This is a genomic window from Methanomassiliicoccaceae archaeon (assembly GCA_034928305.1).
Taxonomy (GTDB): Archaea; Thermoplasmatota; Thermoplasmata; order Methanomassiliicoccales; family Methanomethylophilaceae; genus VadinCA11.
This window is the reverse complement of sequence record JAYFOZ010000002.1, coordinates 369,246-395,853: the sequence shown is the minus strand read 5'-3', so window position 1 is coordinate 395,853 and position 26,608 is coordinate 369,246. Positions and strand designations below refer to the sequence as shown.

General features: G+C 50.6%; 32 protein-coding genes, 2 tRNA genes and 1 pseudogene. 24 read left to right on the top strand and 11 right to left on the bottom strand.

The features are described 5' to 3' along the window. Positions 1-186, bottom strand: coding sequence for a hypothetical protein (locus tag VB016_03870; protein ID MEA4977668.1), 186 nt, complete (start codon positions 184-186; stop codon positions 1-3). Between the two features lie 85 nt (positions 187-271). Here VB016_03870 and VB016_03865 point away from each other — a divergent pair, with 85 nt between their 5' ends. The 6 genes and pseudogenes from VB016_03865 to VB016_03840 all read left to right on the top strand — a co-directional run bounded on the left by VB016_03865 (position 272) and on the right by VB016_03840 (position 2,174). Further along, entirely contained in the window at positions 272-445 is a 174-nt protein-coding gene (locus VB016_03865; GenBank protein ID MEA4977667.1) for a ribbon-helix-helix domain-containing protein, read from the top strand. Continuing rightward, the gene (locus VB016_03860; GenBank protein ID MEA4977666.1) at positions 442-927 is read left to right on the top strand and encodes a hypothetical protein; all 486 of its coding nucleotides are present in this window, start codon (positions 442-444) and stop codon (positions 925-927) included. Before VB016_03865 ends, VB016_03860 begins: the two co-directional genes overlap by 4 nt. Beyond that, the gene (locus VB016_03855) at positions 927-1,274 is read left to right on the top strand and encodes a hypothetical protein (GenBank protein MEA4977665.1); all 348 of its coding nucleotides are present in this window, start codon (positions 927-929) and stop codon (positions 1,272-1,274) included. The genes VB016_03860 and VB016_03855 overlap by 1 nt, the downstream gene beginning before the upstream one ends. Continuing rightward, on the top strand, positions 1,271-1,834 hold the full coding sequence (locus tag VB016_03850; protein MEA4977664.1) for a hypothetical protein: 564 nt from the start codon (positions 1,271-1,273) through the stop codon (positions 1,832-1,834). The genes VB016_03855 and VB016_03850 overlap by 4 nt, the downstream gene beginning before the upstream one ends. Before the next feature lie 8 nt (positions 1,835-1,842). Continuing rightward, entirely contained in the window at positions 1,843-2,001 is a 159-nt protein-coding gene (locus tag VB016_03845) for a hypothetical protein (protein MEA4977663.1), read from the top strand. A gap of 11 nt (positions 2,002-2,012) precedes the next feature. Beyond that, positions 2,013-2,174, top strand: a pseudogene (locus VB016_03840) (tyrosine-type recombinase/integrase). Positions 2,175-2,258: 84 nt separating this feature from the next. Here VB016_03840 and VB016_03835 read toward each other — a convergent pair. After that, positions 2,259-2,336, bottom strand: a tRNA-Ile gene (locus tag VB016_03835). 103 nt (positions 2,337-2,439) lie between these two features. On the opposite strand from VB016_03835, the gene VB016_03830 reads away from it, so the two are divergent. Together VB016_03830 and VB016_03825 are read left to right on the top strand one after the other, a co-directional pair. Continuing rightward, positions 2,440-2,910 carry a hypothetical protein gene (locus tag VB016_03830; GenBank protein ID MEA4977662.1) on the top strand — a complete coding sequence of 157 codons (471 nt, stop codon included), beginning with the start codon at positions 2,440-2,442 and terminating at the stop codon, positions 2,908-2,910. 5 nt (positions 2,911-2,915) lie between these two features. After that, complete coding sequence (locus tag VB016_03825; GenBank protein ID MEA4977661.1) at positions 2,916-3,365, top strand: RNA-binding domain-containing protein; 450 nt, start codon at positions 2,916-2,918, stop codon at positions 3,363-3,365. Here the strand turns inward: VB016_03825 and VB016_03820 are convergent. Together VB016_03820 and VB016_03815 are read right to left on the bottom strand one after the other, a co-directional pair. Beyond that, complete coding sequence (locus VB016_03820) at positions 3,328-4,617, bottom strand: hemolysin family protein (GenBank protein ID MEA4977660.1); 1,290 nt, start codon at positions 4,615-4,617, stop codon at positions 3,328-3,330. The genes VB016_03825 and VB016_03820 overlap by 38 nt on opposite strands. A gap of 173 nt (positions 4,618-4,790) precedes the next feature. After that, positions 4,791-5,402 (bottom strand): hypothetical protein, encoded by a 612-nt coding sequence (locus VB016_03815; GenBank protein ID MEA4977659.1) that lies wholly within the window; start codon positions 5,400-5,402, stop codon positions 4,791-4,793. 191 nt (positions 5,403-5,593) lie between these two features. On the opposite strand from VB016_03815, the gene VB016_03810 reads away from it, so the two are divergent. The 3 genes from VB016_03810 to VB016_03800 all read left to right on the top strand — a co-directional run bounded on the left by VB016_03810 (position 5,594) and on the right by VB016_03800 (position 7,087). Then, positions 5,594-5,824 (top strand): YdbC family protein, encoded by a 231-nt coding sequence (locus tag VB016_03810; protein MEA4977658.1) that lies wholly within the window; start codon positions 5,594-5,596, stop codon positions 5,822-5,824. Between the two features lie 33 nt (positions 5,825-5,857). Then, on the top strand, positions 5,858-6,748 hold the full coding sequence (locus tag VB016_03805; protein MEA4977657.1) for a HEAT repeat domain-containing protein: 891 nt from the start codon (positions 5,858-5,860) through the stop codon (positions 6,746-6,748). 129 nt (positions 6,749-6,877) lie between these two features. Next, a complete protein-coding gene (locus VB016_03800) occupies positions 6,878-7,087 on the top strand; it encodes a CxxC-x17-CxxC domain-containing protein (GenBank protein MEA4977656.1) in 210 nt (69 codons plus the stop codon). Between the two features lie 41 nt (positions 7,088-7,128). Here the strand turns inward: VB016_03800 and VB016_03795 are convergent, their stop codons facing one another. From VB016_03795 to VB016_03780, 4 genes are all read right to left on the bottom strand, one after another. Further along, on the bottom strand, positions 7,129-7,356 hold the full coding sequence (locus VB016_03795; protein ID MEA4977655.1) for a hypothetical protein: 228 nt from the start codon (positions 7,354-7,356) through the stop codon (positions 7,129-7,131). Between the two features lie 75 nt (positions 7,357-7,431). Then, positions 7,432-7,830 carry a hypothetical protein gene (locus VB016_03790; GenBank protein ID MEA4977654.1) on the bottom strand — a complete coding sequence of 133 codons (399 nt, stop codon included), beginning with the start codon at positions 7,828-7,830 and terminating at the stop codon, positions 7,432-7,434. Between the two features lie 102 nt (positions 7,831-7,932). Continuing rightward, positions 7,933-8,061, bottom strand: coding sequence for a hypothetical protein (locus VB016_03785; GenBank protein ID MEA4977653.1), 129 nt, complete (start codon positions 8,059-8,061; stop codon positions 7,933-7,935). 25 nt (positions 8,062-8,086) lie between these two features. Further along, a complete protein-coding gene (locus VB016_03780) occupies positions 8,087-8,440 on the bottom strand; it encodes a PAS domain-containing protein (GenBank protein ID MEA4977652.1) in 354 nt (117 codons plus the stop codon). 218 nt (positions 8,441-8,658) lie between these two features. Between VB016_03780 and VB016_03775 the strand changes: the two genes are divergently transcribed. Next, positions 8,659-9,594 (top strand): NAD(P)/FAD-dependent oxidoreductase, encoded by a 936-nt coding sequence (locus VB016_03775; GenBank protein ID MEA4977651.1) that lies wholly within the window; start codon positions 8,659-8,661, stop codon positions 9,592-9,594. A gap of 44 nt (positions 9,595-9,638) precedes the next feature. Here the strand turns inward: VB016_03775 and VB016_03770 are convergent, their stop codons facing one another. Then, entirely contained in the window at positions 9,639-9,806 is a 168-nt protein-coding gene (locus VB016_03770; protein MEA4977650.1) for a 4Fe-4S binding protein, read from the bottom strand. Positions 9,807-9,894: 88 nt separating this feature from the next. Between VB016_03770 and VB016_03765 the strand changes: the two genes are divergently transcribed. From VB016_03765 to VB016_03740, 6 genes are all read left to right on the top strand, one after another. Beyond that, a complete protein-coding gene (locus VB016_03765) occupies positions 9,895-10,950 on the top strand; it encodes an amidohydrolase family protein (protein MEA4977649.1) in 1,056 nt (351 codons plus the stop codon). Next, positions 10,937-11,380: a universal stress protein gene (locus VB016_03760; protein MEA4977648.1), complete on the top strand. Its 444-nt coding sequence runs from the start codon at positions 10,937-10,939 to the stop codon at positions 11,378-11,380. The genes VB016_03765 and VB016_03760 overlap by 14 nt, the downstream gene beginning before the upstream one ends. After that, positions 11,377-12,222, top strand: coding sequence for a CBS domain-containing protein (locus VB016_03755; GenBank protein ID MEA4977647.1), 846 nt, complete (start codon positions 11,377-11,379; stop codon positions 12,220-12,222). The genes VB016_03760 and VB016_03755 overlap by 4 nt, the downstream gene beginning before the upstream one ends. Continuing rightward, a complete protein-coding gene (glyS, locus tag VB016_03750; GenBank protein MEA4977646.1) occupies positions 12,215-13,927 on the top strand; it encodes a glycine--tRNA ligase in 1,713 nt (570 codons plus the stop codon). The genes VB016_03755 and glyS overlap by 8 nt, the downstream gene beginning before the upstream one ends. A gap of 99 nt (positions 13,928-14,026) precedes the next feature. Then, positions 14,027-15,202, top strand: coding sequence for a CBS domain-containing protein (locus VB016_03745; GenBank protein MEA4977645.1), 1,176 nt, complete (start codon positions 14,027-14,029; stop codon positions 15,200-15,202). A gap of 56 nt (positions 15,203-15,258) precedes the next feature. Further along, complete coding sequence (locus VB016_03740) at positions 15,259-17,868, top strand: valine--tRNA ligase (GenBank protein MEA4977644.1); 2,610 nt, start codon at positions 15,259-15,261, stop codon at positions 17,866-17,868. A 26-nt stretch (positions 17,869-17,894) separates the two neighbouring features. Here the strand turns inward: VB016_03740 and VB016_03735 are convergent, their stop codons facing one another. Further along, positions 17,895-19,307 (bottom strand): DEAD/DEAH box helicase, encoded by a 1,413-nt coding sequence (locus VB016_03735; GenBank protein MEA4977643.1) that lies wholly within the window; start codon positions 19,305-19,307, stop codon positions 17,895-17,897. A gap of 154 nt (positions 19,308-19,461) precedes the next feature. On the opposite strand from VB016_03735, the gene VB016_03730 reads away from it, so the two are divergent. From VB016_03730 to VB016_03705, 6 genes are all read left to right on the top strand, one after another. Beyond that, positions 19,462-19,534, top strand: a tRNA-Gly gene (locus VB016_03730). Between the two features lie 331 nt (positions 19,535-19,865). Further along, positions 19,866-22,388, top strand: a complete 2,523-nt coding sequence (locus tag VB016_03725) for a leucine-rich repeat protein (protein ID MEA4977642.1) — start codon at positions 19,866-19,868, stop codon at positions 22,386-22,388. Between the two features lie 637 nt (positions 22,389-23,025). After that, positions 23,026-23,358 (top strand): metalloregulator ArsR/SmtB family transcription factor, encoded by a 333-nt coding sequence (locus tag VB016_03720; GenBank protein ID MEA4977641.1) that lies wholly within the window; start codon positions 23,026-23,028, stop codon positions 23,356-23,358. A 33-nt stretch (positions 23,359-23,391) separates the two neighbouring features. Next, positions 23,392-24,468: an ACR3 family arsenite efflux transporter gene (gene arsB / locus VB016_03715; protein ID MEA4977640.1), complete on the top strand. Its 1,077-nt coding sequence runs from the start codon at positions 23,392-23,394 to the stop codon at positions 24,466-24,468. 41 nt (positions 24,469-24,509) lie between these two features. After that, entirely contained in the window at positions 24,510-25,298 is a 789-nt protein-coding gene (locus VB016_03710; protein MEA4977639.1) for an arsenite methyltransferase, read from the top strand. A 13-nt stretch (positions 25,299-25,311) separates the two neighbouring features. Further along, positions 25,312-25,755, top strand: coding sequence for an arsenate reductase ArsC (locus VB016_03705; protein MEA4977638.1), 444 nt, complete (start codon positions 25,312-25,314; stop codon positions 25,753-25,755). A 4-nt stretch (positions 25,756-25,759) separates the two neighbouring features. On the opposite strand, the gene VB016_03700 is transcribed toward VB016_03705, so the two are convergent. Next, positions 25,760-26,419 (bottom strand): cupin domain-containing protein, encoded by a 660-nt coding sequence (locus tag VB016_03700; protein MEA4977637.1) that lies wholly within the window; start codon positions 26,417-26,419, stop codon positions 25,760-25,762. Between the last annotated feature and the right edge of the window lie 189 nt (positions 26,420-26,608).

Sequence of the window (26,608 nt, the reverse complement as noted above, 5' to 3'; positions counted from 1 at the left end):
TTAGCCCTTATCGGCGCCCGCAGACCTTCTGGCGCGCTCTTCTTCTCTGATTTTATCGAGGTAAAACCTGATGGCATAGAGCGCAAAGTCTCCTCTCCCGGTAAAGTTGCCTTTGGCAACTTCTGCATCTATCGCGTCGATGACGTTCTCCGGCGCCATTACCTTTATCGCCCTGGTGTTGGCCATATATATCTGAACGGTAACTCCAATAATCTTTCTATGGGCACTGTTCAGTTACCGTACAGTAACATATATAATGGAGGTAACTAATATGGTACGTATGTGCAACCCAACTTACATCAAGGTCACTATCTCCAAAAAAGAGGCAGAGGGGATCGATAGGGCCGTAGGCATGGGTTACGGCCGTTCACGTGCCGACTTCTGCCGCACCGCCATTTCCGCATATCTGGCGGAACTGAACAGAGAAAATGAGGCCTCTGCATGAACAGCACTGTCCTTAATTATCCTGAAACCGTACCTGTGTCCGCCCCCGGAAGGGGAGAACGGACAAAGGGAGGTGAAAAAACGAAGAGCGAATGGGAAGAGCTTGAGAAGCTGACCAAGGATGAACTGATTATCGAGCTGGTGAGGGCAAGAGTATGTTACAGGAATCTTCGCGAAAAGGTCGAAGATGAATGCATTTGGCCCCTGCCTGAGGGACTAAGATTCGGAGACGCCCGCGACGGTCATGAACCTGAGAATGAAAAGACCACCCGCGAATGGGCGGAGAAGATAGCACAGTATGGTGCGATGCACCCCAAGGATGGATTATTCTGCTGGTGCGATCTTATGGACTATGGTCTAGACGAGGACCAGTGTTTCGACGTAACGGAGAGTCTCCTGAGGAACGGCAGTCTTAAGGTTCCAGAGGGCACCGATATCGACTGGGACAATTTGAACGGCGCGGAACCAAAGGAGGATGCCTGATGAAGCCGTCCCGCCACAGCCCGCAAGTTGAGGCTGAGAAAGTCACGGTCCGTGCGGACGAGATAAAGGAGAAAGGCTACTTCCACGCCAGGAACAGGCATGGTGGCAACAGGCTTGAAGCCGAGGGCAATGTGGAGATCGCCATCGTAAAACAGCATCCAGGTGTCCGTAGCAGTGCCCGTCGCCCCGAGCCCGGTACGGTGCTTGAAGCACCCGGAAAGAGGAGCAAAGTCACCATAGAAGCGCGCGCGGCAGGGAAACATAATGGTGTAGATGAATCCAGACGGGAGACCGGTAGCGCCAGGTCTCGTGTGGAGATATTCGGCAGACTCCGGAGGCGGAAATGAGCCACCATCCGGAATCCGTCGAATCGGTCATTGAGTCGTACTGCATCCATCTCCGCAGAGATCGGAGAGTCAAGGCCAGATTTATCGAGTCGTATAAGGGGAACCTGCATTCTGTGATGATCAGACTAGAAGCAGGCGGCTGCGAAACGCTTCCATGGCTTATCGACAGAAAAACGATCACATACCTTCTCGATTGTTTTGATCGGGACAAGCTTGCAGTCAAAACCCGCAGGGGATATATTGCGGCGATCTCGGGACTCATGAAATTCTACGGCAACAGCACCATTAATGAGATGTACATCAGGTGGCCGCACGATTCTCAGCCGAACGTTGATTGGCTCTCTCCGAGCGAAGCCCGTACATTGGCCAATTATCATTTTGCGGAGCCCCTGACGAACCTTCTGGTTCATTGCGAACTGTGCCTCGGAATGCGCGCGTCGAGGTCCTGCGGCTCACTGTATGCTCGTTCGGGCGCGATACCGTCAGGATCGACGGTAAAGGCAGGGTCGTCGACGAGATCCGCTATATACCGTACCATCGAAGGACACAGGAGATTTTAGGTGATTATATGAAATGGAGAAATGAACAGGTAGATGTCGTTCTCTGCAGAAGGCCTGCAACAAAAATCCCAGACAATCTGCTGATCCATCGCCGCGGATTCAATATCGGAACATATGAGCAGCACAAGGCACAGGCGATGAACAACCGCATGAACTCGGCCGCGTAAAACTCGGTCATCACACCCTGCGCAGAACCTTCGGCCGGCAGCTTTGGCTGGATGGCGTGAAAATCGAAACTATAGCAGACATGCTTGGTCACGAGGACCTCGCGACCTGCAAGAAGTACATCGGAGTGAACATCGGAGACATGGCTTCCGCCATGAATAAGTTCAGTATCTAAGGAAAAAGGAGTTGAAAAAATGGAAGCGAAATGTGAATCGTATAAATACATTAATTCGGAAAATCAGACTAGCCAGATGGAAAATGGTGGGCCCAATGTGATTCGAACACATGACCTCCCGGTTATCAGCCGGGCGCTCCAACCAGGCTAAGCTATGGGCCCAATAAGGGACTTCAATAAAGAAGTATGATATAAACATTCCCCTAATGTCAGCAGATACCAGATGTTACGGAAAATTGATAACCGGGACCTGCCATGCGCATGTATGGAACCTATCTTCAGCGAGAGGATACGAGTTATTCCTGAGATAGCCGAAAGGGCTTTGCTTGCGATTCTCGTTCCCACGGACGCTTTCATTCTGATCAGCGCCGCGCTTGGATGGGTGACCTGGTGGCTGTTCGCGGTCATGGCTGCGGTCACCGTTTTCATGTTTCTTTTTTCCAGATTATTTATCCTCAAGACCGACGTTTATGAAGATAAAATAGTAATAAAATACTTTAAAACCAGAAATTACCGGATGGAGAAGATCCGCGACCGCCGCTACGGCGTAATGAACGACATACGGAATTTTGCCGGCGTCGGCCTCCGCGGCCTGCGCTATAGGAACTACCTCAGCGCAGGATGCGAAACAGGGGTCGTGTTCCTTACACAGGGCTCGGTCGTCGCGGTGTCCTCTCACAGGACCGAGGAGCTTGCTAATCTATTGCCCAAGGCCGAACCGAAACCCAAGGAGTGACAAATATGCAATCGACTTTCCGTTGGATAAGAGCCAGGGTTATGTGCTATGCTACCGAAGATAAAGAAAGAGTGTCAGAGATGTTCAAAACGTTCATCGGTACCGACGAATGGAACGAAGACCTCGTCGAGGGCGAACTGGGAAACATCACAGTAATAATGGACGCGGAGCTGACCAGACAGAAGCCCATTGATGAGATGTTCGCAAGGCTTAGTCAGAGCACCGTTGACGAGATCATAGCCGAACTTGACGAACGCATCGACGAGGAATGCACTTTCTACGTGCGTCTGAACAAACAGATGGCGATATCCGGGTCATACGTCGTGGCATCGGGAGGGGATGTGATCTCCCTTACTTGCAAGATAGCATCGTATCCCGCCAAAAAGGAGCTTGCCGTCGATATTCTCAGAGAATATCTCAGTTCCCTTCCCCGGTCGGCTCCTGAACTTCCTTGATGTCGAAACGAGCTTCCTTAACACGGCGGCCCTTTATCGACTTTACAGTGATTTTAACGTTATCGTTGTCGACAACCGCACCCCTGTACGGGATATCGTCGATCATGTACTGGACATAACCGCTCACGTTGTAGTCCGCATAATCCTCCGGGTCGAACTTCAGCCCAAGGTCGTCCATCACATTATAGATGTTGGCGTCCCCGATCACTGTGTAGGAGCCGTCGGCTTCCCTCACCACAGGCAGTTTGACATCGTCGCTCTCATCCCATATCTCGCCCACAAGCTCCTCGATTATATCTTCCAAAGTCACGATACCGAGGGTACCTCCGAAAGAGTCAAGGACCACGGCCATGTGGACTTTGGTCTTCTGCAGAGCGTTAAGCACCTCCGCCAGGCTTGCGGATTCCTGGAAGAACTTGACCTGCCTTATTATGTCTATCAGATTGAAGTTGTCATGGTTGACGACCCTTCTGAAGAAGTCCTTCGCATTTACGACTCCGATTATGCGGTCTATGCTGCCGTCGTAGATGGGGATCCTGGAGTATCCGGTATGGGTGAACATCTCCTTCAGCTCGTCCATGTTGATGTCCTTGCTGGCGGCGACTATGTCAACTCTGGGTATGTAAACTTCAGATATCGATGTGTCGTCGAAAGTGATGGCGGACTTGATCAGATCGCTTTCGCTCTTCTCGAGGGTTCCTTCCTCTTCGATCTCATCGATCATCACGACCAGCTCGTCTTCGGTAAGCGTGAGGCTGGTGTTTTTCTTGGACTCCTTGGTGAACGCCGAGCTGAGCTTGATGAAGAACCAGGTGATCGGAGTGAGCACTGTGACCGCAAGGGTCAGAGAACCGGCGAGCTTCAGGGCAAAATGGTCTGCCCTCCTCTTAGCCAGGTTCTTCGGTGCTATCTCTCCGAACGTTAGGATCACCAAGGTCATGAACACAGTCGCGATTACGGTGCCCAGAGCCGGGCTTTCAGGGAACAGCTGTTCCGTGAACAGCATCGTACAGGTTGTGGAAGCCGCGATGTTGAGTATGTTGTTGCCCACAAGTATCGTGGTGAGGAGCCTTTCGAAATCCTCGGATAGCGCGAGCGCTTTCGTGGCGTTTTTAACTCCGTCGCTCTCGAATTTCTTCAGACGGATGTTGTTCACGCTGGAATATGCCATCTCGGACATCGAGAAGTAAACTGCACCCAGCAGAAGAAGGAATATTATTACGGATAAAATTACGACGAGCCCTACGTCCATCTCAGATCAATCCGTTCGTTATAAGCGTACCAAAGGACACTTTTCTAAACCTACCATGTCTCACAGACATCTCAATTAAGCGACCATTGGATATAATTGTTATGAATAAAAAGTCCAACGATATAAAAATTAAAGAAAGGAAAAGGTTTGTTACTGGTATATTGGCTTCGTGCTTACATTCCCATCTTGCTCTTGACGTCGTTCGAAAGAACGGCGACCAGGAGGAAGGCGTACAGAATGAAATTGCAGAGGCTCAGGACCGCGGCTATTACTATGTCGATGATGTCCATGTCCACGAGGAACGGAGTGAATATTCCGATCAGCGAGACGATGGTCAGCACGAGGAACACTATCACCAGGATTATCCAGATGATCTTGTCGAGAGTGTCTGCGGTACTGTCGGTGATCCTCTTGGCTATCCACATAAGGATAAGACCGAAGATCAGACCGATGACGATTTCGACGACTCCGGCTCCTGTGTCACCATCAACAATCATTCCAGCCCCCGCGAAGAGGTAGACGACGATTGTTGCAAGTCCGACGAAGTTAACGAACTTTCCGAGGATGCTGAAAGCATTTGTGTCCTCGCCCCTATAAATAGGCAGTCCTATCCCAAGAATCAGAACACCGTATAGGAGGGTACCTACTGCCGCAACAACGGATCCCGTTGCCATCGGGTCAGCCAGTGCACCCCTTACGATTGCTACGATTCCTGCCAGTATGCTGACGATACCGATAACCACGGCCGCCAGTCCAAAATTTTTAGGGTTGTCAATGAATGACATGGTTTAATGAACCCGCGAAAGAAATATAAATACTATTCTAAATAACGCCAGATGGATAACAATGGATTTTTACTGATTTTATCTACCCTGGGTCTTATTATATCCTTATTTTTCAATTATAAAGCGCACCCGTCGATTGCCGTAATTTTATTTATATTATAATAATTATACGAGCAACAGAGCTGACCGCCATGGCAAGCGAATTTACATATGAGATTGTCGAAGAGATAGCGACACTGTCCCAATCTTCGAAGGGCTGGACAAAAGAACTCAACCTCATCAGCTGGAACGAGAGGGAACCTAAGTACGACATAAGGGAGTGGTCTCCCGACAGAAGCAAGATGGGAAAAGGAGTCACACTTTCCAACGAAGAGGTTTCCATTCTGAAGAAGGCCCTGGATTCCAGAGACGACATAGAGTGATTTCGTATCTTCCGTACGCTCGGGTGTGTTTGAATGTCAGATAATAGGGTCAGCTATCTCGAGCGTTTCCTGGGAGGGATCGATAAGATCGAGGCTGGCCGTCTGGGAGGAATATCCGACGACCGATGGCTGGTAACATATTACAGGCCAGATTACTCCCCCGTAATTCTAAGATACCTTTCGTACGGAAACGAGAACGTACGGGCCGAGACCGTGATGTTGTTGACCGATGTCCGAGAGCCTGCTGCGGCAGACATCGTCCGCAGGATGATCGTCTCCGACACGGAGAAGGTTCGCGGTGCATGCATCGGATATCTGAGCATCGTTGCAGATGCCGAAGAGCGGATCCCCCACCTTATGGATACGCTCAGGCGCTCTCGCGGAGAAGATTTCTCGAAGGCGGCATCGCAGATGGGTTCCATCGGGCGTTCCGAGGACATAGACGGGTTACGCAAGATATACGGTCAGGTACGGGGCGACATGCGTAAGGACATCTTCAATACACTGACACGTATAATCGGCCGTTACCCGGAACTCGAGCCCAAACGGGACCTGATACTGTCGGTGCCGATACCTCCGGATGAAGACTCTTACGACCGTTTCATAACCGCCTCTGTCGAGTATATAGACAAGCGTTACAGGGAGAACGTTTCGGGACTCGACAAGATCAGCGCCAATACGGGTAACAACGTGGCCTCGGCCCTCAATAAGATGAGGATGAGGATCTATAACGAATCTGAAAATATTCAATACTACGGTGCCGAAGAATCGGAAAGGACGGAGAAGCTCACGGAGCTCGTATTGTGGGCATCCAAGGACCTCGCCTCGAAAACGGTCCGTGCAAACGGTCCGGGACATCTGTGCCCGAAGTGCGGAGCTCAGATGATATTGTACCGCGGACTGTGGTCCTGCCCGAATTGCTGACCCGTTTTGTACAAACCTTTAAATGTAGAACGTCAATCCAAACTCAGGCATTCTAATATAGCTCCCTGTACGCCGTAGGGAAGAGTTAGGAAGTAGTATTGGGGCCGAAAAAGATAGGAGATAGAAAATATGGCCTACGGAGAAGACAGGAACAGAGGATTTAGAGACAACAGGGAGCCCAGGGAGATGTTCGACACCACCTGCTCCGACTGCGGAAAAGAGTGCCAGGTGCCCTTCAAGCCCACCGACGGAAGGCCCGTCTACTGCAGGGACTGCTTCCAGAAGCACCGCCCCGCTGACAGGGAAGGCGGCAACGGCGGCAGGCGCCCGAGATACTGAGCTTTTTAAAAGTTCATCGTATTCCTAAACTTTTTACGTATTCACTTACGTTTTTGATTTTTTGAATTCTTGCTGTCGATGAGAGCCTGCGACATCATCGCCACCTTGAGGACGGCGAAGGACATCACTATGCCTGCCATCCCGATCACCAGCATGACGACCCCTGGAGCCTCGTATTCCATGAGATATAGCCCGAGTCCGATAAATGCAATGGCGGCGGATACGAAAAATGCCGCCTGAGCGACGTGCGTTCCCTGTTTTATGTCCACATGAAGTCAGCGAACGGCATATATTTAATTCGAATGTAGAAAAAGTAAGTGGTTTTGTTAATATTTTCAGGAAAATCAAGCTATCTTCTTTCCGGAATTGGGGCCGACCCCTTCATCGTAGACGGCGGTGACCTTGAACTTCCACAAAGCTTTGGCACGCATGTTGGCGCCTGCAAGTGCCTTGTTGAGATTCTCGACGTCGGATCCCTTTTCCTCGCGTCCGAGGACGGTCGCCTGCATCTCGTAGGCTTTGGGCCCTGCGTTGACGAGAATTGCAACCTTCTTGTTCTCGGCCATGTACTCGGCGGACCTCTTCATGAGGATTTCTCCTACGGTGATAACGTCGTTGCCGATCGTCCCGAAGCTCCCGCATACGATGGCGTGAGGCTGTCCGGCCGCGTTCGCGGTCACCAGGACCTTTGTCGTTCCCTTCTCATTCATTATGTCCAGAATTTCTTTGGGTATTGCTACCATTATGTATCACCAGGTGTAGATGGTATCAAAAGTATATATAACAGGGGGTTACAGCCGTGTAATCCATTTACCCGGCAGCAAAAGCTGTCCAAATAAGCTGGCTTACTTGGATTTCTTAGCTTTGAATTTCTTCTTGCACTTGGAGCCCATAGTATCAAAGGCGAGTATTATGACGATCAACGCGACCACAGAGATTATAACAGGCGAGAAATCGACCAACATTTCGATCATACCTGCCCCAACGGCGGGTGCATATTTATGGCTTTTCAATCGGCCTAAGATGCTGGACGACCAGTTGGATCCTCCCGTCCTTGAAGTACGGTATGGAAGTGCATGAATATTGCGTGTCCGTCCCGGGTATCACGCGCGGCTCGTTGCAGCGTACGGGCCCCTGTGTTGCGATCACATTGCAATCTGTGCAACATGTCGTACGCCCGATGAGGCGGTAGCACTTGCGGCCGATGACCTCGTCGGCGTTTTTGTTGAAGACTTTGAGGGCCGCACGGTTCATCCAAACAACGGTGTGCTCTGAATCGTGTATCATTATGAGGTCGTCTATCTCGTCCAGTACCATGTTGAGCAGAACATCGGCGAATCCCTCTTCTTCCATTTTTCTCACCACGTATGAATCATCTCGGAAGTATTAAACCTGGCGGGACCGAAGAAAATCAAAAATAGCACATCTGGTACGGAATATGTCGGTGTCTCGTATGTAACCCACGATTTTCTGCAAGAATTCTGACAATTCCGTAAGCGGATTTCGAATCTCGAATCGGATCACCAAGTTATTCAGACATTTTTTTATATGGACAACATATAGCCCACTGAATGACTTACGACGTTATCATCATCGGAGCTGGTCCGGCAGGTCTGACCGCCGGCATCTATGCCAGGTCCAAAATGATGAATACGCTTATTATCGAATCCGGCCGCGTAGGCGGTCAGCTTGTCAGCCTGTATCCGGAGAAGGGGGTTCACAACTTTCCGGGCTTCGAGAGCGTACAGGCGCGTAAGCTTTCAGACCGCCTCTATGCACAGGCCGAGAACCTGGAATGTGAGATCAGGGAGCGGGAGAAGGCACTTGAGATAAAAGACGGGAACGAGGACCTTGTCGTAATCACCAACAAAGGCGAATATCATACGCTTACGGTGATCATAGCCATAGGAATGGGTGATTTCAACCCCAGGAAGATGGAGGTCCCCGGAGAAGACGAACTTTTCGGCAAGGGCGTTTCTTACCTGTTGCCAGTAAAAGAAGAGCTTGTCGGCCAAAAGGTCACGATGTTCGGAGGAGGAAACAGTGCCATTGAGATGGCGCTGATCGCAGACTCTGTCACAGACACCACGATCGTCCACAGAAGGGGTGATTTCAGAGCAGACGAAATGAACGTCTTCCACCTTGAAAAGAGCAACATCCTCAGAGTTATGAACGCAGAAACGATTTCGTTCAACGGCACAGAAAAACTGAAATCGGTAACTGTGAAGCAGGATAACAGGACTTTTGAAATACCGACCGACCTCGCCGTCATAAATATAGGTATAAAGTCAGACCTGGGAATACTTACCAAGTGGGGGCTCGGGCTGACGCCCGAGGGGCTCGTGAAGGTCGACCTCGATATGTCTACGAACAGACGCGGAGTGTTCGCCTGCGGAGATGTCGTCGACTATCCGGGAAAATACAAACAGATCATCACCGCATGCGGAGAGGCCGCCAACGCGGTACAGATGGCCTACAAGTTCTCGAAGAAACCCTATTGGGCTTGAAAAAAGAAATTGTTTTCCGGCCGATGAAGGCCGAATTGAATCACTCACTCATCGACTATAGCGTCGTTGGGGCACTCGTCTATACAAGCTCCGCAATCGACACAGGCATCGAGGTCGATGACTGCGATGTCGTCTATCGTGATAGCGTCCTGAGGGCATATGTCGGCACATGCTCCGCAGGCAGTGCATTTATCTGCTATTACTTTCGGCATTTGAACACCTATCACAGTATGAAAAAAATCTGTATTTGTACTTTGCGCGAAGCAACATCAAAATATCCTATGTCCGACATGGGGTTGCATGGAATACTTTTCGGGCACCGTCATAACTCAGGACGGTGCGATCGAAGGCTACGTCTGTCTTGATGGAGGTATCGTCGCAGAGGTCTCCGAAGGAAGATGCCCCGCCCAACCTTTGGCGACGGGCATAATCGTACCTCCGATGGTGAACGCGCATACCCACTGTGCGGACGCCGGGCTCAAGGTCCCGAAGGGCATCGGCCTCCCTCAACTGGTAGGGCCGAAAGGTCTGAAAGATAGATATTTGAAAAGGACCCCGTCCGAACTTATAGCAGAAGGGATGAAAAGATTTTCAGAATTGGCACATATTAACGGCATAGGGACTTTCATTGATTTTCGCGAGGGCGGTGAAGAAGGCAGCAAACTGCTCAGAGAAACGGTGCCCGGAGCATTCATACTCGGAAGGCCCATATCGCCCGAATTCGACCCCAACGAGATCGACAGGATACTGAAATATGCTAACGGGATCCAGTTATCCGGAATAAATGATGTTCCGAAACACTATGCCGAGGCTGTTGCTGACCGGGTACACCGTTCTGGAAAAATATTCGCCATACATGCAAGCGAAGGCTCCCGAGAAGACATAGATTCAATACTGGCACTTTCGCCTTCCTTCGTGGTTCACATGGCATCTGCGGAACGTGCGGACCTTCTGAGGTGCGCCGATGACGACGTTCCCATAGTCTCGTGTCCCAGATCGAACAAATTTTTTGGCCTCGTTCCCCCGCTGGCTATGATGTACCAGTGTAACAATGCCGTGATTCTGGGAACCGACAACGCGATGATATGCTCGCCTGACATGAGAGAAGAGGCCAGAGAGTATTATTCCATTCTACGGAAGCAGAACGGAACTACGAAAAAGCTATGGAACGCAATGGTATTCGAAGGAAGAAAGATATTATATGATGGGAAAAGAATCGGGCTCCAACGCGGCATGGACGCCGATATAACGGTACTGCCCTCTGAGGACGGTACTGCCGGCGGAATGCTTAGGAGCAAGGAGCGCGTATTGCGCTACAGACAGAATAAAAAAGGTGATGACAATGGTTTTCGATAAGATACTTGTACCTACTGACGGAAGCGAATATACGAAGGCAGCCGTAAGGAAAGCCATTGAACTCGCCAAACTTAGCAACGGGAAGATAACCGCTCTCTACGTGATGGACCAGACCATCTTTACAAATGTACCGATGGACACAGCGGTCATGAACGTCTATCGCACGCTCGAGAAGGAAGGCAACAACGCGCTCAAATACGTCGAGGAGCTCGGAAAGGAGACAGGAGTAGACGTTGAGATCAAGCTTGCGGAAGGAATCCCGATAAAGGTCATACTCGAACTGTCCAAAGAGTACGACATCATAGTTATGGGCACCCTGGGAAGAACCGGGATGTCGAAACTTCTAATGGGAAGCGTGGCAGAAAGAGTTGTCAGAGCTTCCAAATGCCCCGTAATGGTGGTTAGGTCCCCTGAGGCTGATAAACAATGAGAACAGTATCCGAAATAATGACTCTGGCACCCATAGTAGCGGAAGTGCCTGGAACGCGAAACGATGCGATAAACATAATGGTAAGAAACGACCTCACCGGGCTTCCGGTCATCCGAGGTTCGGATGGAAAGCTCGTGGGCGTAGTCTCCAGAAGAGACCTCTTCAGAAAGTTCGAGGAGGACCAGCTGTCGCTCATCATGAAAAAGAACCCTATATCCGTCGACAGCAAGACGCCGGTGAGCAAAGCGGCCGAGATTTTCTTCAAGGAGAGGATTCACAGGCTGCCTGTCACCGAGGACGGCAAGCTGGTCGGGATAATAACCCCGACCGACCTTATGGACTCCGTCAGGGCGCTGAACAGCAAGATAACCGCCGAAGAAGCGATTCACACAACATGCGTAACGGCATGGGAGCACGACCCGCTTTCCTATGCCATTCCGGCCATGAGGGTCAGCGATGTCCCCGCGGTGCCTGTTCTCGACGAGAAGGGGAAGCTTGTGGGCATCCTCACCGACCGTGACCTTTTCAGCGACCAGTCCGAAGACCCGGAGGCCATGAGGGCCCTGGGTATCGAAGACACTTCGCTGGCAGGATACAGGAACGTACTTCCGCTCTTCTACACGGCGACCGACAAGTACCTCGATCAGAAAAAAGAGGTCAGCGACTTCATGGTCAGAGACCCCATTACCGTCTACAAAAAGACCTCCATATCCGAGGTTGCAAGGATTATGAAGGCCAACGACTTCGGACAGATACCTGTAAGGGGGTCCAAGGACGAACTGATCGGAATGGTCTACGATGTCGATATTTTAATGGCACTGACTGGTAATTCAAATGACTAAGGAAGCAGACGGCAACGAACTAATGGCCATCTGCAAGCGCAGAGGCTTCATCTGGCCTTCCTTCGAGCTTTACGGCGGAGTCGCCGGGATGTTCGACTACGGACCGCTCGGATGCACGATGAAGAACAACATCCTGGAAGTCTGGAGGGCCATATATAAGGGCCGGGAAGGTTTCGTAGAGATCGATTCCGAGACCGTAAACCCCGAGGAGGTTTTCAAAGCCTCGGGCCATGTGGACGAATTCTCCGACTATATGACATACTGCAGACAATGCCAGCTTCCGTTCCGCGCCGACCACCTGGTCAAGACGTTCTGCGATAACCCGGACACGATGAGCCCCGGGGAGCTTGAAGATGCCTTCACAGAATTCGGCATCAAATGTCCGGAGTGCGGCGGAGAGCTGGGCAAGGTCGAGGAGTTCAATCTGATGTTCAAGACCAACATCGGGCCCGGGTCCGCGCGCGTCGGATACCTGAGGCCGGAGACGGCCCAGGGCATATTCGTCAATTTCCAGAACCTTTACCGCTACAACAGGGAGAAACTTCCGCTCGGAGTGATCCAGACGGGCAGAGGATACAGGAACGAGATCTCTCCCCGCCAGGGCATGATCAGGATGAGGGAATTCAACATGATGGAGGTCGAACTTTTTGTCGACCCCCGTGACAAAGACTGGTGCAGATTCTCCGAGCTCGAGTGCGAGGAGCTCACGCTGTTGCCCAACACAGGTACAGAAACGGTGGTCAAGACCGTAAAACAGGCGGTGGAAGAAGGAATAATCGCAAACCGCGTGCTGGCTTATTTCGTATGCACGACCAAACAGCTCATGCTGCGCTTAGGGATCGATCCCGCGAAGCTCAGGTTCAGGCAGCATCTGAATGACGAGATGGCCCACTATGCGGCCGACTGCTGGGATGCCGAAGTTCTCCTTTCTTACGGATGGACCGAGATAACCGGGATAGCGGACAGGGGGTGCTGGGACCTTTCGAGGCACTCGCAGTTCTCCGGTTCCGACCTATCTCACTTCGACAGGTTCGACGAGCCCAAAGAGATGACCTTTATGAAGGTCCAGGCAAACCACAGGAAGCTTGGGCCTGCGTTCAAAGGCAAAGCGAAGGACATCGCCGCCGCCCTGGAGACGAAGACCCCGGACGACGTCAGGGACGGAAAGATCTTGCTCAGCATCGACGGAGAAGATTTTATTCTCACGAACGAGTACTTCGAAATCAAGGAAGTGACCGAGAAGGTAACCGGCGAACGCATAGTGCCTCATGTCATAGAGCCCTCCCACGGCCTCGACAGGATATTCTACTCGGTACTGGAACATTCGTACTTCTACGACGAGAAGAGAGAGTATTCTGTCCTGAGGCTCAGGCCGGAAGTGGCGCCGATAAAGGTCGGTATCTTCCCCCTCATGGAGAAGGACGGCATGGATATCCTTGCGAAACAAGTGTACGAGTCCGTTCATTCAACGATGACCGAGGCATACTACGACGGTTCCGGTACCATAGGGAAGAGGTACGCCCGCATGGACGAAATCGGTACGCCCTGGTGCATCACGGTCGATTACGAGTCGCTCGAAGGAGCTGACAAGGGCACGGTCACCATCAGAGAGAGGGACACGGGAGAACAGAAGCGCATTCCTGCAGAAAAGGCAGCGAAGATAATACGCAAGCTCGTGACGGGGCACTGCTTCTCCGACCTCTGAAACCTCAAATCAACCCTTTTTTTTCCTGCCAGCATCTGGCTGGCCTACCGAACTAAGTATTATAGACATTGAAGACCATGTACTTCAAGAGGATTATTTATGGTGATAAAAGATCTAGAGGATCCAAGAAGACTTTCCATGCTCAGGTCTCAGATCGACTCCAACTCGGTCGAAGAGATAATGGACAGCGACTTCCCGACCGTAAGCTCCGATGACCGTCTCTCCGACGCTCTATCGGTGATGAGGAACACCAATTACCAGGACATTCCCGTGGTAGATAACGGCACCTACATGGGCGTTATCAGCTACACCACGGTCCTCAAAAAGAGGAGCGCCAACATGGATGCCAAGGTCAAGGGCCTCATCAGGGGCGTTCCAATGCTCAGCAAGAGCGATGATATCACCAAAATCGCGGAGGAAATGTCCGGTAACAACTGCAGACAGCTCCCCGTTATCTCCGGCAAGAAGATCATAGGCGTCGTGTCCAGAAGGGCCCTCGTCGACATAGCCTCGAGGATAAAGGCCCTTAACGAGATCAAGGTCTGGGAGCTCATGACCAATCCCGTCAAGAGCATAGGCGTGAACGCCATGCTTTCCGATGCTTTTGATATCATGCAGGAGCTCGATACCCTGACGATACCTGTGGTCGACAACGACAACAAGGTCATCGGCGTGGTCGGCATGAGGGAGATCATCGACAACAACTGGAAGAACGACAATAAGATAATCGGCGACCTTCAGAAGAGCGCCAAGGCACAGATCACCGTCGAGTCTATCAGCGTCAGCCATGCGATAACCGTCAACTGGGACGACACTGTCGAGGAAGCAGCCACGCTGATGATCGAAAACGACATATCCACTCTGCCCGTGGTCGAAGGGGAGAAGCTTGTCGGAGTGCTTACACAGTACGACATAATCGAGATAATCTCCGCATGCCGCGAGAGGGAACTCATGTTCATCCAGATCAGCGGCCTCGAGGACGACGACAAGGCTGCCACTCCGGCCCTGTACGAGGTCATCGAAGAGCAGATGGTGAAGATCAGAAAGGTCTACAGGCCCGAGAGCCTGATGCTCCACGTCGCAAGATACAACGACACCGGCAACTCGGCCAAGTACAGCATATCCGCAAGGCTGTATCTCAGAGGTAAGATCGTGAACTACAAGGAAGTCGGATGGGACCTGGTAAGGACCACGTCCGACCTGATGAAGAAGATCGCCGAGTCCGTTATGAGCTTAAAGGACTCCAAGGTTAAGTTCCGCCAGCACAAGAAGTAAAACTTTTTCCTCACAACCTTTTTTAATACCCTCTTTTATAGTGTGCCCTGTTCAACATGCCGCAATATGACTCAGCTTCGATAGAGGGACGCTGGCAGAAGATGTGGAAGGACGATAGGGTCTACCATTTCGACCCGCAGTCCGACAAACCCGTTTTCAGCATAGACAACCCTCCCAGGTACACTTCGGGATCGCTGCACCTAGGACACGCGACCGGTTATTCGATTTCAGACTTCGCGGCGCGTTACAAGCGTATGAAGGGACACAACGTATTCTTCCCTCTTTGTTTCGATGTTAACGGCACGCCTATCGAGGTAAAGGTCGAAAAGAAATTCAATATAACGAAGCTGGACCTTCCCCGCAACGAGTACCGCAAGCTGTGCAGCGACTACGCCAACGGTTTCATCGCCGAGATGACGCATGACTTCGAGAAGCTTGGGGAGAGCATGGACCCCAGTATTTACTATCAGACGGATGCCCCGTACTACAGAAAGATCACGCAACTTTCGTTCGTCAATCTTTTCAAACGTAACCTTGTCTACAAAGCAAACTTCCCTGTCAATTGGTGTCCCAGATGCATGACCGCGCTTGCGGACGCCGAGGTCGAGTACCGAGATAACATCAACAAATTGAATTTCATCAAATTCGGAGTTGCTGGCACTGATGAATCCGTGCTTATCGCGACAACCCGTCCGGAGCTGCTTTGCACATGTCAGGTAGTCGCGGTACATCCGGACGACAGGGATAAGCAGCACCTGGTGGGAAAAGAGCTTGTCACACCCCTTTACGGGAAGAAGGTCAAGGTCATAGCCGACGAGAAGGTAGATCCGGCTTACGGCACCGGTTTCGTCATGATATGCACCATAGGGGACAAGGACGACCTGGAATGGGTCATGAAGTACCGCCTGCCGATGGAGAAGGGCATTGACGAGACGGGCAAGATGACCGCGCTCTCCGGAAAATATGAGGGAATGCCTGTCGCCGATGCCCGCGAGGCCTCGATGAAAGACCTTAACGATCTGGGTCTTTTGGTAAAACAGGTGGATAACCCTCAGCAGGTGTCCATCTGCTGGAGATGCAAGACCCCCATAGAATATCTTCAGGTCCCACAGTGGTTCCTGAAAACGTTGGAACTTAAGGAGCAGGTCCTGAAGCGTGCCGACGAGATCAAGTGGTACCCCGAGTTCATGAAGGTGCGCCTCCAGGACTGGGTCGACTCTCTCGAATGGGACTGGGTCCTGAGCAGGCAGCGCATATTCGCCACGCCTATACCGATATGGGAATGCGCAGAATGCGACTATGCCATATGCGCCGAGGAGGAACAGTTGTACTGCGACCCCGTCGAGGACAAGCCTCCGGTTGAAAAATGTCCCAGGTGCGGCGGAGAACTGATCGGATGCACAGATGTGTTCGACACGTGGATGGATTCTTCCGGATCTGCGCTCTACAACACATACTGGCACAGAGACGAAGAGATGTTCAAGAAACTCTTCCCGATGTCCCTCAGGCCCCAGTCGCATGACATAATAAGGACCTGGGCGTTCTATTCGATACTACGCTCCGAGCAGATAGCCGAGAGCATACCTTGGAAAGAAATAATGATCAACGGGTTCATAATGGCGCCCGACGGGACGCCTATGCACTCTTCCGTCGGGAACGTCATCGATCCCGTACCGATACTGGAGAAATATGGTGCAGATGCGTTGCGCTACTATGCCGCCACATGCTCGCTTGGAATCGACCATGCTTTCAGGGAGCCCGACGTCGTACGCGGAAGGAAACTTTGCAACAAGATATTCAATCTGGGACAGTTCGTGACCCGTTTCTTCGACGCCAAGCCCGAGAAAGAATGCGGAACGCTCCGTGTTTCGGACAGATGGATACTCAGCAGGTATTCGGAGACCGTCAGGGAAGCGACCGAATGGTTCGATGTCTATCAGTTCGACAAGGCCCTGAAAGCAATAGAGGGCTTTATCTGGCACGAATTCGCCGACCACTATGTGGAGATGGCCAAAGGACGCGACGACAAGGCTGTCAAGTACACCTTGTACAACGTGTTCTACGGATCGCTGAAGCTGATGGCACCGATCATGCCGCATGTGACCGAAGAACTTTATCAGACGATATTCAGACAGTTCGAGGGAGATGCGAGCATACACACGGCATCGTGGCCCGAACCGATATTGTTCGATAAGGATGCGGAAGATACGGGCGACGTCCTCAAGGAAGTTGTTGCGGCCGTCCGCGCATGGAAATCCGAGAAGAAGATGCCCCTGAACGCCGAGATAGCGCTGTTGGAGCTCATAGGTCCGGAATCGTCGATGTTGGAAAGTGCGAGAGATGACATTTCCGAGACCACTAAAGCTTTGAAGATCGCAATCGCCGATTCTGCAGAACTCATAGAAGAAGTCATCGGAGTAAAACCTGTCCACGCGAAACTCGGACCTGCGTTCAAAGCCGCCGCAAAAACGATAGTTGCGGCCATATCTAAAATGGAGCCTTCAGATATCGCTAAGCAGATCGAGAGCGGTTCTGTGAGGATCGAGGCCGACGAGACCTACAAGCTGGGACCTGAATATTTCGAACTGGAGAAGCGTCTCACCCTCGGCGGAAAGGCCGTTGAGACGATCCAGGTCGGCGGAATATTGATCGTTCTGGAATTGTAAGAAAAGAAGAGGAAGGAGGAAAGAGGTCACTGCATTACGTTTACAGTGATCTTCTTCCCTTCGAATCTCATCTTCGGCAAGTCCATCGTCATCTTCTTTCCGAAATCCTTGTGGACTTCCACGATAGATGATTTGCTGCCGATCTCGATGTTCCCGATCGAGTATTCCCTGATCTTGGCGTTCCTTATGATGAACTCGGAAAGACCCACCTTTCCTAATCCGTCCTTTTTACCCAGATTGATCTCGAACTTGACCATACCGAACACATCTGCCGATTGATCGAAGTCGACGACCATTCGTATCGTGTCCTTGCTTCCTTCCTCGGCATCGGGGACCTCCCTCTTGGTGATGGCCATTCCCGTGCGGAGCTCGAACTCGTGGACGAGATGCTCTTCCTCGGTGGTTATGAAAGATACGGCGGTGCCCTCCTTGCCGGCTCTTCCCGTGCGCCCTATTCTGTGGATATAGGTCTCGACATCTTCGGGCATGTCGTAGTTTATAACATACGAGATGTCTTCGACGTCCAGTCCCCTTGCGGCTACATCTGTGGCCACAAGTATCTGGACCCTTCCCTCTTTGAAGTCCCTGAGCACCTTCTCCCTCTTGGACTGGGGCATGTCGCCGTGTATCGCCTCCGCGACGTACTTGTACTGCTCGAGACGCTCGATCAGCATGTCGACCATCCTCTTGGTCTGACAGAATATTATCGCTTTGGGCTGGTCGATATCGAGTATCCTGCTCAGCGCCCAGGATTTGTTCCGCCTTCCTACCGAGATATAGTACTGCTTTGTAAGGTCGAGGACCACTTCGTCTTTTGAGACGCTTATCTCCTTAGGGTCCCTCATGTAGTCGTAAGAGAGGCGCTTCACGCCTTCCGGCATCGTGGCGGACATCAGCAGAGTCTGTCTGCTGGACGGCATCATGCGCAAGATGTCCTCGATATCCTCTATGAACCCCATGTCGAGCATGCGGTCGGCCTCGTCCAGCACTACAACTTTAATGGCGCTGAGGTTCAACTCCTTGCGGGACATCATATCCTTTACGCGGCCTGGCGTACCGGCGATTATGTCCGCACCTTTCTGGAGCTTCTTTATCTGGCCATCTATGCTCGCTCCGCCGTATATCGGGACGCATACGTGTCCGGTGTACTTCGCAAGCTTGGTTATTTCCTCCGATACCTGGACTGCCAACTCTCTTGTGGGGGCCAGTATTATCGATTGGGGGATTTTTTGAGGGGCATCTATGTTACCCAGTATTATCGATCCGTAGCAACCCGTCTTACCGGTTCCGGTCTGCGCTTGCGCGAACATGTCCCTTCCGGTCAGTCCGATCGGAACGGCCGATACCTGGATTGGCGTGGGTTCTTCCCATCCCATATCTTCCATGGCTCTGGCAACTTCTTCCGAAATACCTATTTTTGTGAACTTGGAGATCATCATATCACTTGATCCGAATTTAAACAGCCTGCGACTTCAACACAGACAACGCTCAATTTCGTAACTCGATATGCTTGCTATATTTATAATAATGACTGGGATGTAAAATTACAACGGCAAAGTATATATTTAAAAAGTTAATCTGAGGGTTTGCACTGTGGATGTGGTGTAGCTGGTTATCACTTAACCTTGCCAAGGTTAGAACTCGGGTTCGAATCCCGGCATCCGCACTTTCTTTCCTATCCGAGTCTTCGGGTTTTGATTCGGATTTTTTCGGTCCGACCGTTATAATCTCTCAGAAATAATTGCCACCGGCATTGCCTGAGGTCCCGCATCGAATTTTTTACATTTAACTTTAGCCCGAAATTTCTCGGCCTCGAGGATGATGTGTCCCTTCGATCGCTTTAAAAATACGAATTTTAAACAAAAAAATTATTTTTAAATCATAGCATTGATAATTAGCGACATGACTATATTTACAGTCTACGATTTTTGACCATGTATAGGAACAATCGAAAACTCGGGGGTACCATATTACTGCTTACCGCAACGGCATTCTTGATGCTGGGCCTCGGCGCCTCGGCGCTATTTATCAACGAAATCGAAGAAGCCTCTGCTGTAGGTACGCCAGTATCAGAAAATGATCTCGATATAGGCGATTTAAAATACGATTTGAACGGCACGACCTTCTCGGCGACCGTCAAGGGCCTAAGCATCCAGGGGCAGTCGGAGAATTCCATTTCGATCCCCAATTACGTGGATTACAGTTCGTACAGATACTATATCACTTCCATCTCTGAAAGCGCTTTTGCAGATAAGTCCGGCATCACATCCATCACAATCCAAGCCGGCGTGAGCATACCTGCCGGAGCATTCTCGGGCTGCACTTCGCTGATTTCGGTGACGTTGCCCGATGCAGTCCCTTCAGTGGCGTCCGATGCATTCTCGGGCTGCACCAGCCTCAATTCTTTGGGCCTGTTCGGCAATTCGGTGACCGACTATACTGATGTCATAGGTTTGTTCCCCGAGAGTATCACGTCCGTGGCGTTCAGCAGCACGGCGTCGGTCAGTCTCTCGAGCATCGCCTCCATTGACCGGATCACAAAGATCGGCATATCGGCTTCAACGGCGACCCATAACATCTCGGGACTCACCTTCAAAGACATGAACGGAGCGACGATACCCGATGCGGAAGGCATTGAGGGCAATGTTTTCGCCCCGGAAACCCGCACGACCTGGGTCCAGATAGCCACCATCGAGCCTTCCGACTCCAACGTGAAGTATCAGGTGAACAGGGCCAATATGACGGCCCAGGTTATCGGACTTTATGATACTTCGGCCACAGGAGCAGTCATCGACAGTTACTTCATTAGCGAGAGCGCGGCCTTCGAGGTCACCTCTATCGGTGACAATGCTTTCTCGGGCTACACCTCCCTCGCGTCGGTGACGATCTCGGACGGCATAACGTCGATCGGAAGCAGCGCATTCAGCGGATGCACGTCGCTGACGTCGGTGACAGTGCCGAACAGCGTGACATCGATAGGAAACAACGCGTTCCGTTATTGCTCCAATCTTGCCTCGGCGACGATGTCGGACAATATGACCTCGATCGGCTCCAGCCTGTTCCATGGCTGTTCGGCACTGACGAGCATCGCGATACCGGATGGAGTGACGTCCATTGGCAGCAGTGCGTTCGCCGGGTGCTCTTCCTTGGAGACGGTCACGATATCAGAGGGCGTAATTTCGATAGGGGACAGTGCTTTCAACGGTTGCTCTTCTTTGGAAACCATAATGCTGCCTGACAGCCTCACATCCATCGAGGATATGGCATTCTATGGATCCGGACTTACCTCCGTCACGATCCCCCAAAACGTCTCTTACATCGGCGAGGGCCCATTCTCCAATTGTCAGAACCTCGACGAAATATTAGTGGCCGACGAAAACGCGAACTACATGGACGAAGGCGGGGCCCTATACGATGCGGACGGCACGACTCTTGTGCAGTATCCAGGCGCACGGGCCGGGGCGTTCTCAATACCCGAGGGCGTGACGACGGTCGGAATGTATGCTTTCGCCTGGTCCTCGGTTACGTCGGTGACGATACCGGGCAGCGTGGATTCTCTGGACTTTTATGCTTTCAGCTACAGCGCGGCGTTGACCTCCGTGACCATGCCGGACAGCATCGGCACGATGAATCCCACGGCCTTCTCGGGATGTGATGCCCTTACCTATGTGATGATCAAGGGAGGTGCTTCCTCGACCGTTACTGACTATACGGGAATCCTCAACAGGATCCCCAATCCGACTACAGTTGTCGTCGACAGCCCTGCGGCGGTGGATCTTTCCAAGATAAGCGCCCTCAGCACCGTGACGAAGATACTATTGACAGAAAACACTGTTGCCTCCACGGGGCTTACCTTGATGGAGGAGGGAGTGGCGATCACTGACCCGGCCGAAAGGGCTGCGATGGCGTATACCACGACCGATGTATCGAGAATAATATGGGATGGCACCGCAACGGTACCTATGCCGAGCGGAGTGACTGGGCTCATCTACAATGGAAATGATCAGGTGGGTGCTGTAACTACTTCCAAGTACGCCTTTGGAACGAATATCGGAAAGGATGTTGGAACATATACTTCAACCGCCATGTTGCTGGATACGGATGATATCTGGTCTGATGGAACCACAAGCAACAAGACCGTAACTTGGTCCATCGCAAAGGCCACGCTAACCGCAACGTACTCGGGAGAGACAGTTGATTTCGGAACATCTCCGGCGCTTAATGTTAACGTAACAGGATTCGTTGGAAACGAGACTGCCTCCACCGCAGACGGATATGTCGCTCCGACCATCAACAACTCCAACACAGCAGCGGGGACGTATTCTCTCACACCTGCAGGGGGTGCAGCGGACAACTATGAGTTCACATATGTGTCAGGAACTTTGACCATAGAAGCATCCGACAATCAGAATGATGATACCGAGGAAGTTGAAGACAACACCTTCCTGTATATCGGGGCCTCCGCCGCCGCTATAGCCATAATAGCTGCCATAGCTATCATATTGATAAGGAGATATTGAGTCAAATAATTTTGATTAAAAACCTGCCTGAAAGGCAGGGTTTAATTTTTCTTTTTACCTGTGAATAAGTTTCATTGAAATATAGTGATATTAAAAACGAATTTTTCTGGCCGGGCATGAACCGATATGAACATAATTTTAAAATCCGTATTATCTGTTTAATTGTGCCATCAATAGAAAAATTATCAGAATATGTTTTCCTTTAGCTCTATTGCCTCTCCGCAACATAAATCCAGACATATCCCGCACCCATCGCATTTCTCCGGATCCACATAAGTACGCCACCCCATTTCAGCATTCTCGTCTTCTACCCGACATATTGAACCGAGAGGACATTTCCTCATTGGTTTTGCAGTATTCCTCCAGAGATGGACATTTTTTCATATCGATATACGCTATGATCTCATTAACCCCCTTAGCAAATCATTTATCGGCGAATTAACCCTAATAAACATTCTGTGACGGGCACATTATCTTTCATATTCTGGGCTTTTTTAATAAAATTTTAAATCTTCCCATTGACCTTCTATTTATTGATTATTTTCTCAGACGCGGTTCCTGAAAAAATATAAATATGAAATATGTCCTAATTTGCATATTCGAATATGCGAATATACAAATTCACATGGGGTGGATCATGGAAAACATAATTGAAGTTCTGAAAGCCCTGTCCAACGAGACCAGGCTGAGAATGATCAACCTATTGAAAGCTAGGGAGATCTGTGTCTGCGACATAATGGATACGCTTGGCATCACACAGACCAAGGCCTCAAGGCACCTTAAGCATCTGAAGTCCGTCGGGCTCGTTGAAGACCGGCAACAGGCCCAGTGGGTTTATTATTCCATAGCACACGGTATAGACGAGCGCCTTATCGACGAACTTATCGCCAGGGCACGCATCACCGAACCTTACATGTCCGATCTGATCAAGCTCGAGGAACGCAAGAACAGATGCGGAAAGGAATGCTGAAAGAACGTTGGAACATATCGATGAGGGCTTACGATGAGCGATGAAAAAAAATCTGATATCGGTGTTTTTGAAAAGTATCTGACCTTGTGGGTCCTGCTTTGTATGGCCGCCGGGATACTTGTAGGAAAATATGTATCTGCGGTTCCCGACTTTTTGGAAGGAATGGAAATCGCAGGCATAAACATCCCGATCGCAATTCTGATATGGTTCATGATCTACCCGATGATGATGAAGATCGACTTTCAATCCGTCAAGAAAGTAAAGAAGCATCCTAAAGCCATCATCATATCCACCGGGAGCACCTGGGGAATAAAACCGTTCCTGATGTTCGGGCTCGCCACGCTGTTTTTTATGATAATATTCAGACCGCTGATACCGACGGAACTGGCACAGGACTTCGTCACCGGAGCCGTCCTACTGGGGGTGGCACCTTGCACCGCAATGGTCTTCGTTTGGAGTGCCCTGACCAAAGGGGACCCGGCATACACTCTTGTGCAGGTCTCCATAAACGACCTCATCATCCTGGTACTGTTCATCCCGTTGGTGCAGCTGCTGCTGGGAATAAACAATGTCACGGTGCCCTGGGGAACACTGGCCTTCTCGGTCGTACTGTTCGTAGTTGTACCGTTGGTCGCAGGCGCGATAACCCGTTTCGGAATGATAAGAAAGAAGGGAATTGAATTCTTTAACAGTAAATTTGTTCCAAAATTCGGCGGAATAACCAGCGTTGGCCTTCTGCTGACTCTCGTATTGATATTCTCATTCCAGGGCGATGTCATATTGGACCAGCCTCTGTATGTATTGTTGATCGCGGTTCCGCTGATACTTCAGAACATCATTTCTTGGGGCCTGACATACGGACTGTCCATGTGGACCAAACAGCCCCACAAAATCGCTGCTCCGGTCTCCCTTATCGCAGCATCTGATTTCTTCGAACTTTCGGTTGCGGTCGCAATAGCTCTGTTCGGCCCGGCCTCTCCGGTCGTGCTCGTCTGCACCGTGGGAGTCCTGACCGAAGTGCCGGTGATGTTATTGCTCGTGAAGATCGTAAACAAGACCAAGAACAAATTCCCGCAAGATTGCGGGGACGATATTAAAACCGGTTCATGAGATATTTTACTGACACGATTGGAACAAAGGATGAAAATGATATGAACGACAAGGAAGAAATCAGGGAATCGATAAGAAAGGACTATTCGGATGTCGCCCGTAGCGGATCCAAGGGATGTTGCGGCGGAGGTTTCAGCTGCAGCCCCCTGGTGGATATTAAAGGCGCGTCCCTGATTATGGGTTATTCGGAAGAAGATCTCGAGGGCATACCTGTGGAGGCGAACATGGGGCTCGGGTGCGGGAATCCTATCGCGATAGCTTCGCTGAAAAGGGGCGAGACCGTTCTGGATCTTGGAAGCGGAGGAGGCTTCGATTCATTCCTGGCAAGGAGAAAGGTTGGAGATAAAGGTTTAGTGATCGGGGTCGACATGACGCCGGAAATGATTAAACTGGCAAGAAATAACGCAAAGAAAAGTGGATTCGACAACGTAGAATTCCGCTTGGGAGAGATTGAACATCTTCCCGTCGCAGACAGCTCGGTGGATGTGATCATATCAAACTGCGTAATCAACCTGTCGTTAGATAAACAGCTTGTGTTCAACGAGGCGTACAGAGTGCTGAGGAAAGGCGGGCGGCTTTCGATATCTGATGTAGTGGCAACGGCAGAGATACCTGAAAGCGTGAAGGGCGATCTGGCCAGCATCTCCAACTGTATCGCGGGTGCGGAGTATGTAGGCGACCTCGAGATTATTTTAAAGAAAGCGGGTTTCGTCAACATACGTTTAGTGCCGAAGGACAACAGCAGAGAAATAATCAAAAGCTGGGAGTCAGGAAGGAATTCTGAGGATTTCGTCGCATCATATATTATCGAAGCGAAAAAACAAGAATAAAGGAGATCCATAAATGAACAATAAGCCGAAAGTTGCGTTCGTATGCATACACAACTCGTGCCGTTCGCAGATTGCCGAAGCTCTCGGGAAATATTATGCGAAGGATGTCTTCGAAAGTTATTCTGCAGGAACGGAGATCGGCCATGGTATAAACAAGGACGCCGTAAGACTGATAAAGGAAATATACGGCATAGACATGGAAAAGACCCAGCATCCAAAATCTGTGGATGAGCTCCCTGAAGTGGATGTGAAAATATCGATGGGATGCGATGTATCATGCCCCTATGTGCAGGCCGAGATAATCCAGGATTGGAAATTAGAGGATCCGACAGGCAGAGGGGATGAATTCTTTAGAGTCGTGATCGGTGAAATAGATCGAAGAATAAGGGCCCTTGAGGAGAGCTTGAAACAGGCCCTCGACCCCTCCGAGTTCGATAAAAAGAAATTATTTTGTTGAGATTTCACTTCACCAGTATCAGCAACATCTTGAACTGGGTCACTCCCTTGACCGAGTGCGGAATCCCCTTCGGCATTATGATGGACTCCCCTTCCTTCAGAAGGAACGGCTTTCCTCCGATCGCTATCTCGGCTTCTCCGTCCAAAGCGATTACAAAGGCATCTCCTGGGGCAGTGTGAGCATTCAGGCCCTCGCCCTTGTCGATCGCTATCACCGAAAGGTTTAGATTGTCTCTCCTGACAAGAGTCAGATTGACGACCTGCCCGGGGCGGTACTCGACCATTTCCTTCGCGGCCATCTTGGTTGACACATCGATATTTTTGATGAGCTCTCCTTCCATAGGAAGTAATATGCTTGCGTACTTAACTGGTTTTGTTGCGGTTATAATCACGTCTGTCTCTTCCGGGACGATGTAAATCTCGCCGGCAGAGATTTCCGCGGGTGGTTCGGTCCCGATAAGCAACGAGCCCTTGAGAATCAAAATTATGTTATCGTATGGAGCTTTCATCTCGCTGATCTCTTCGCCCTCGTCCAAGAAATAAACATATATCTCGGCTGCAGGCGAATAAAGCACGCCGTAACTTATGGTCTGGCCTCTCCCTTCCGAGACCGATTCGTCCAGCCTGAACTTCTTGGAATCTTCGAGCTTCCGGAATACCGACATGTACATGTTATCGCTTTAGGAATCAATAAGTTTCGGACGCGACCGTCCGATTAGTTACACTTCGAAACGTATGGAAAAATTAACAATGAGCCCTTAGGAAAAACGGATTTCCGGCCGGCTCATTTTTACATTTGGTTGTATTGATCGATATTATCACAAAAATTCGACATAACCCGATTTATTAACAAA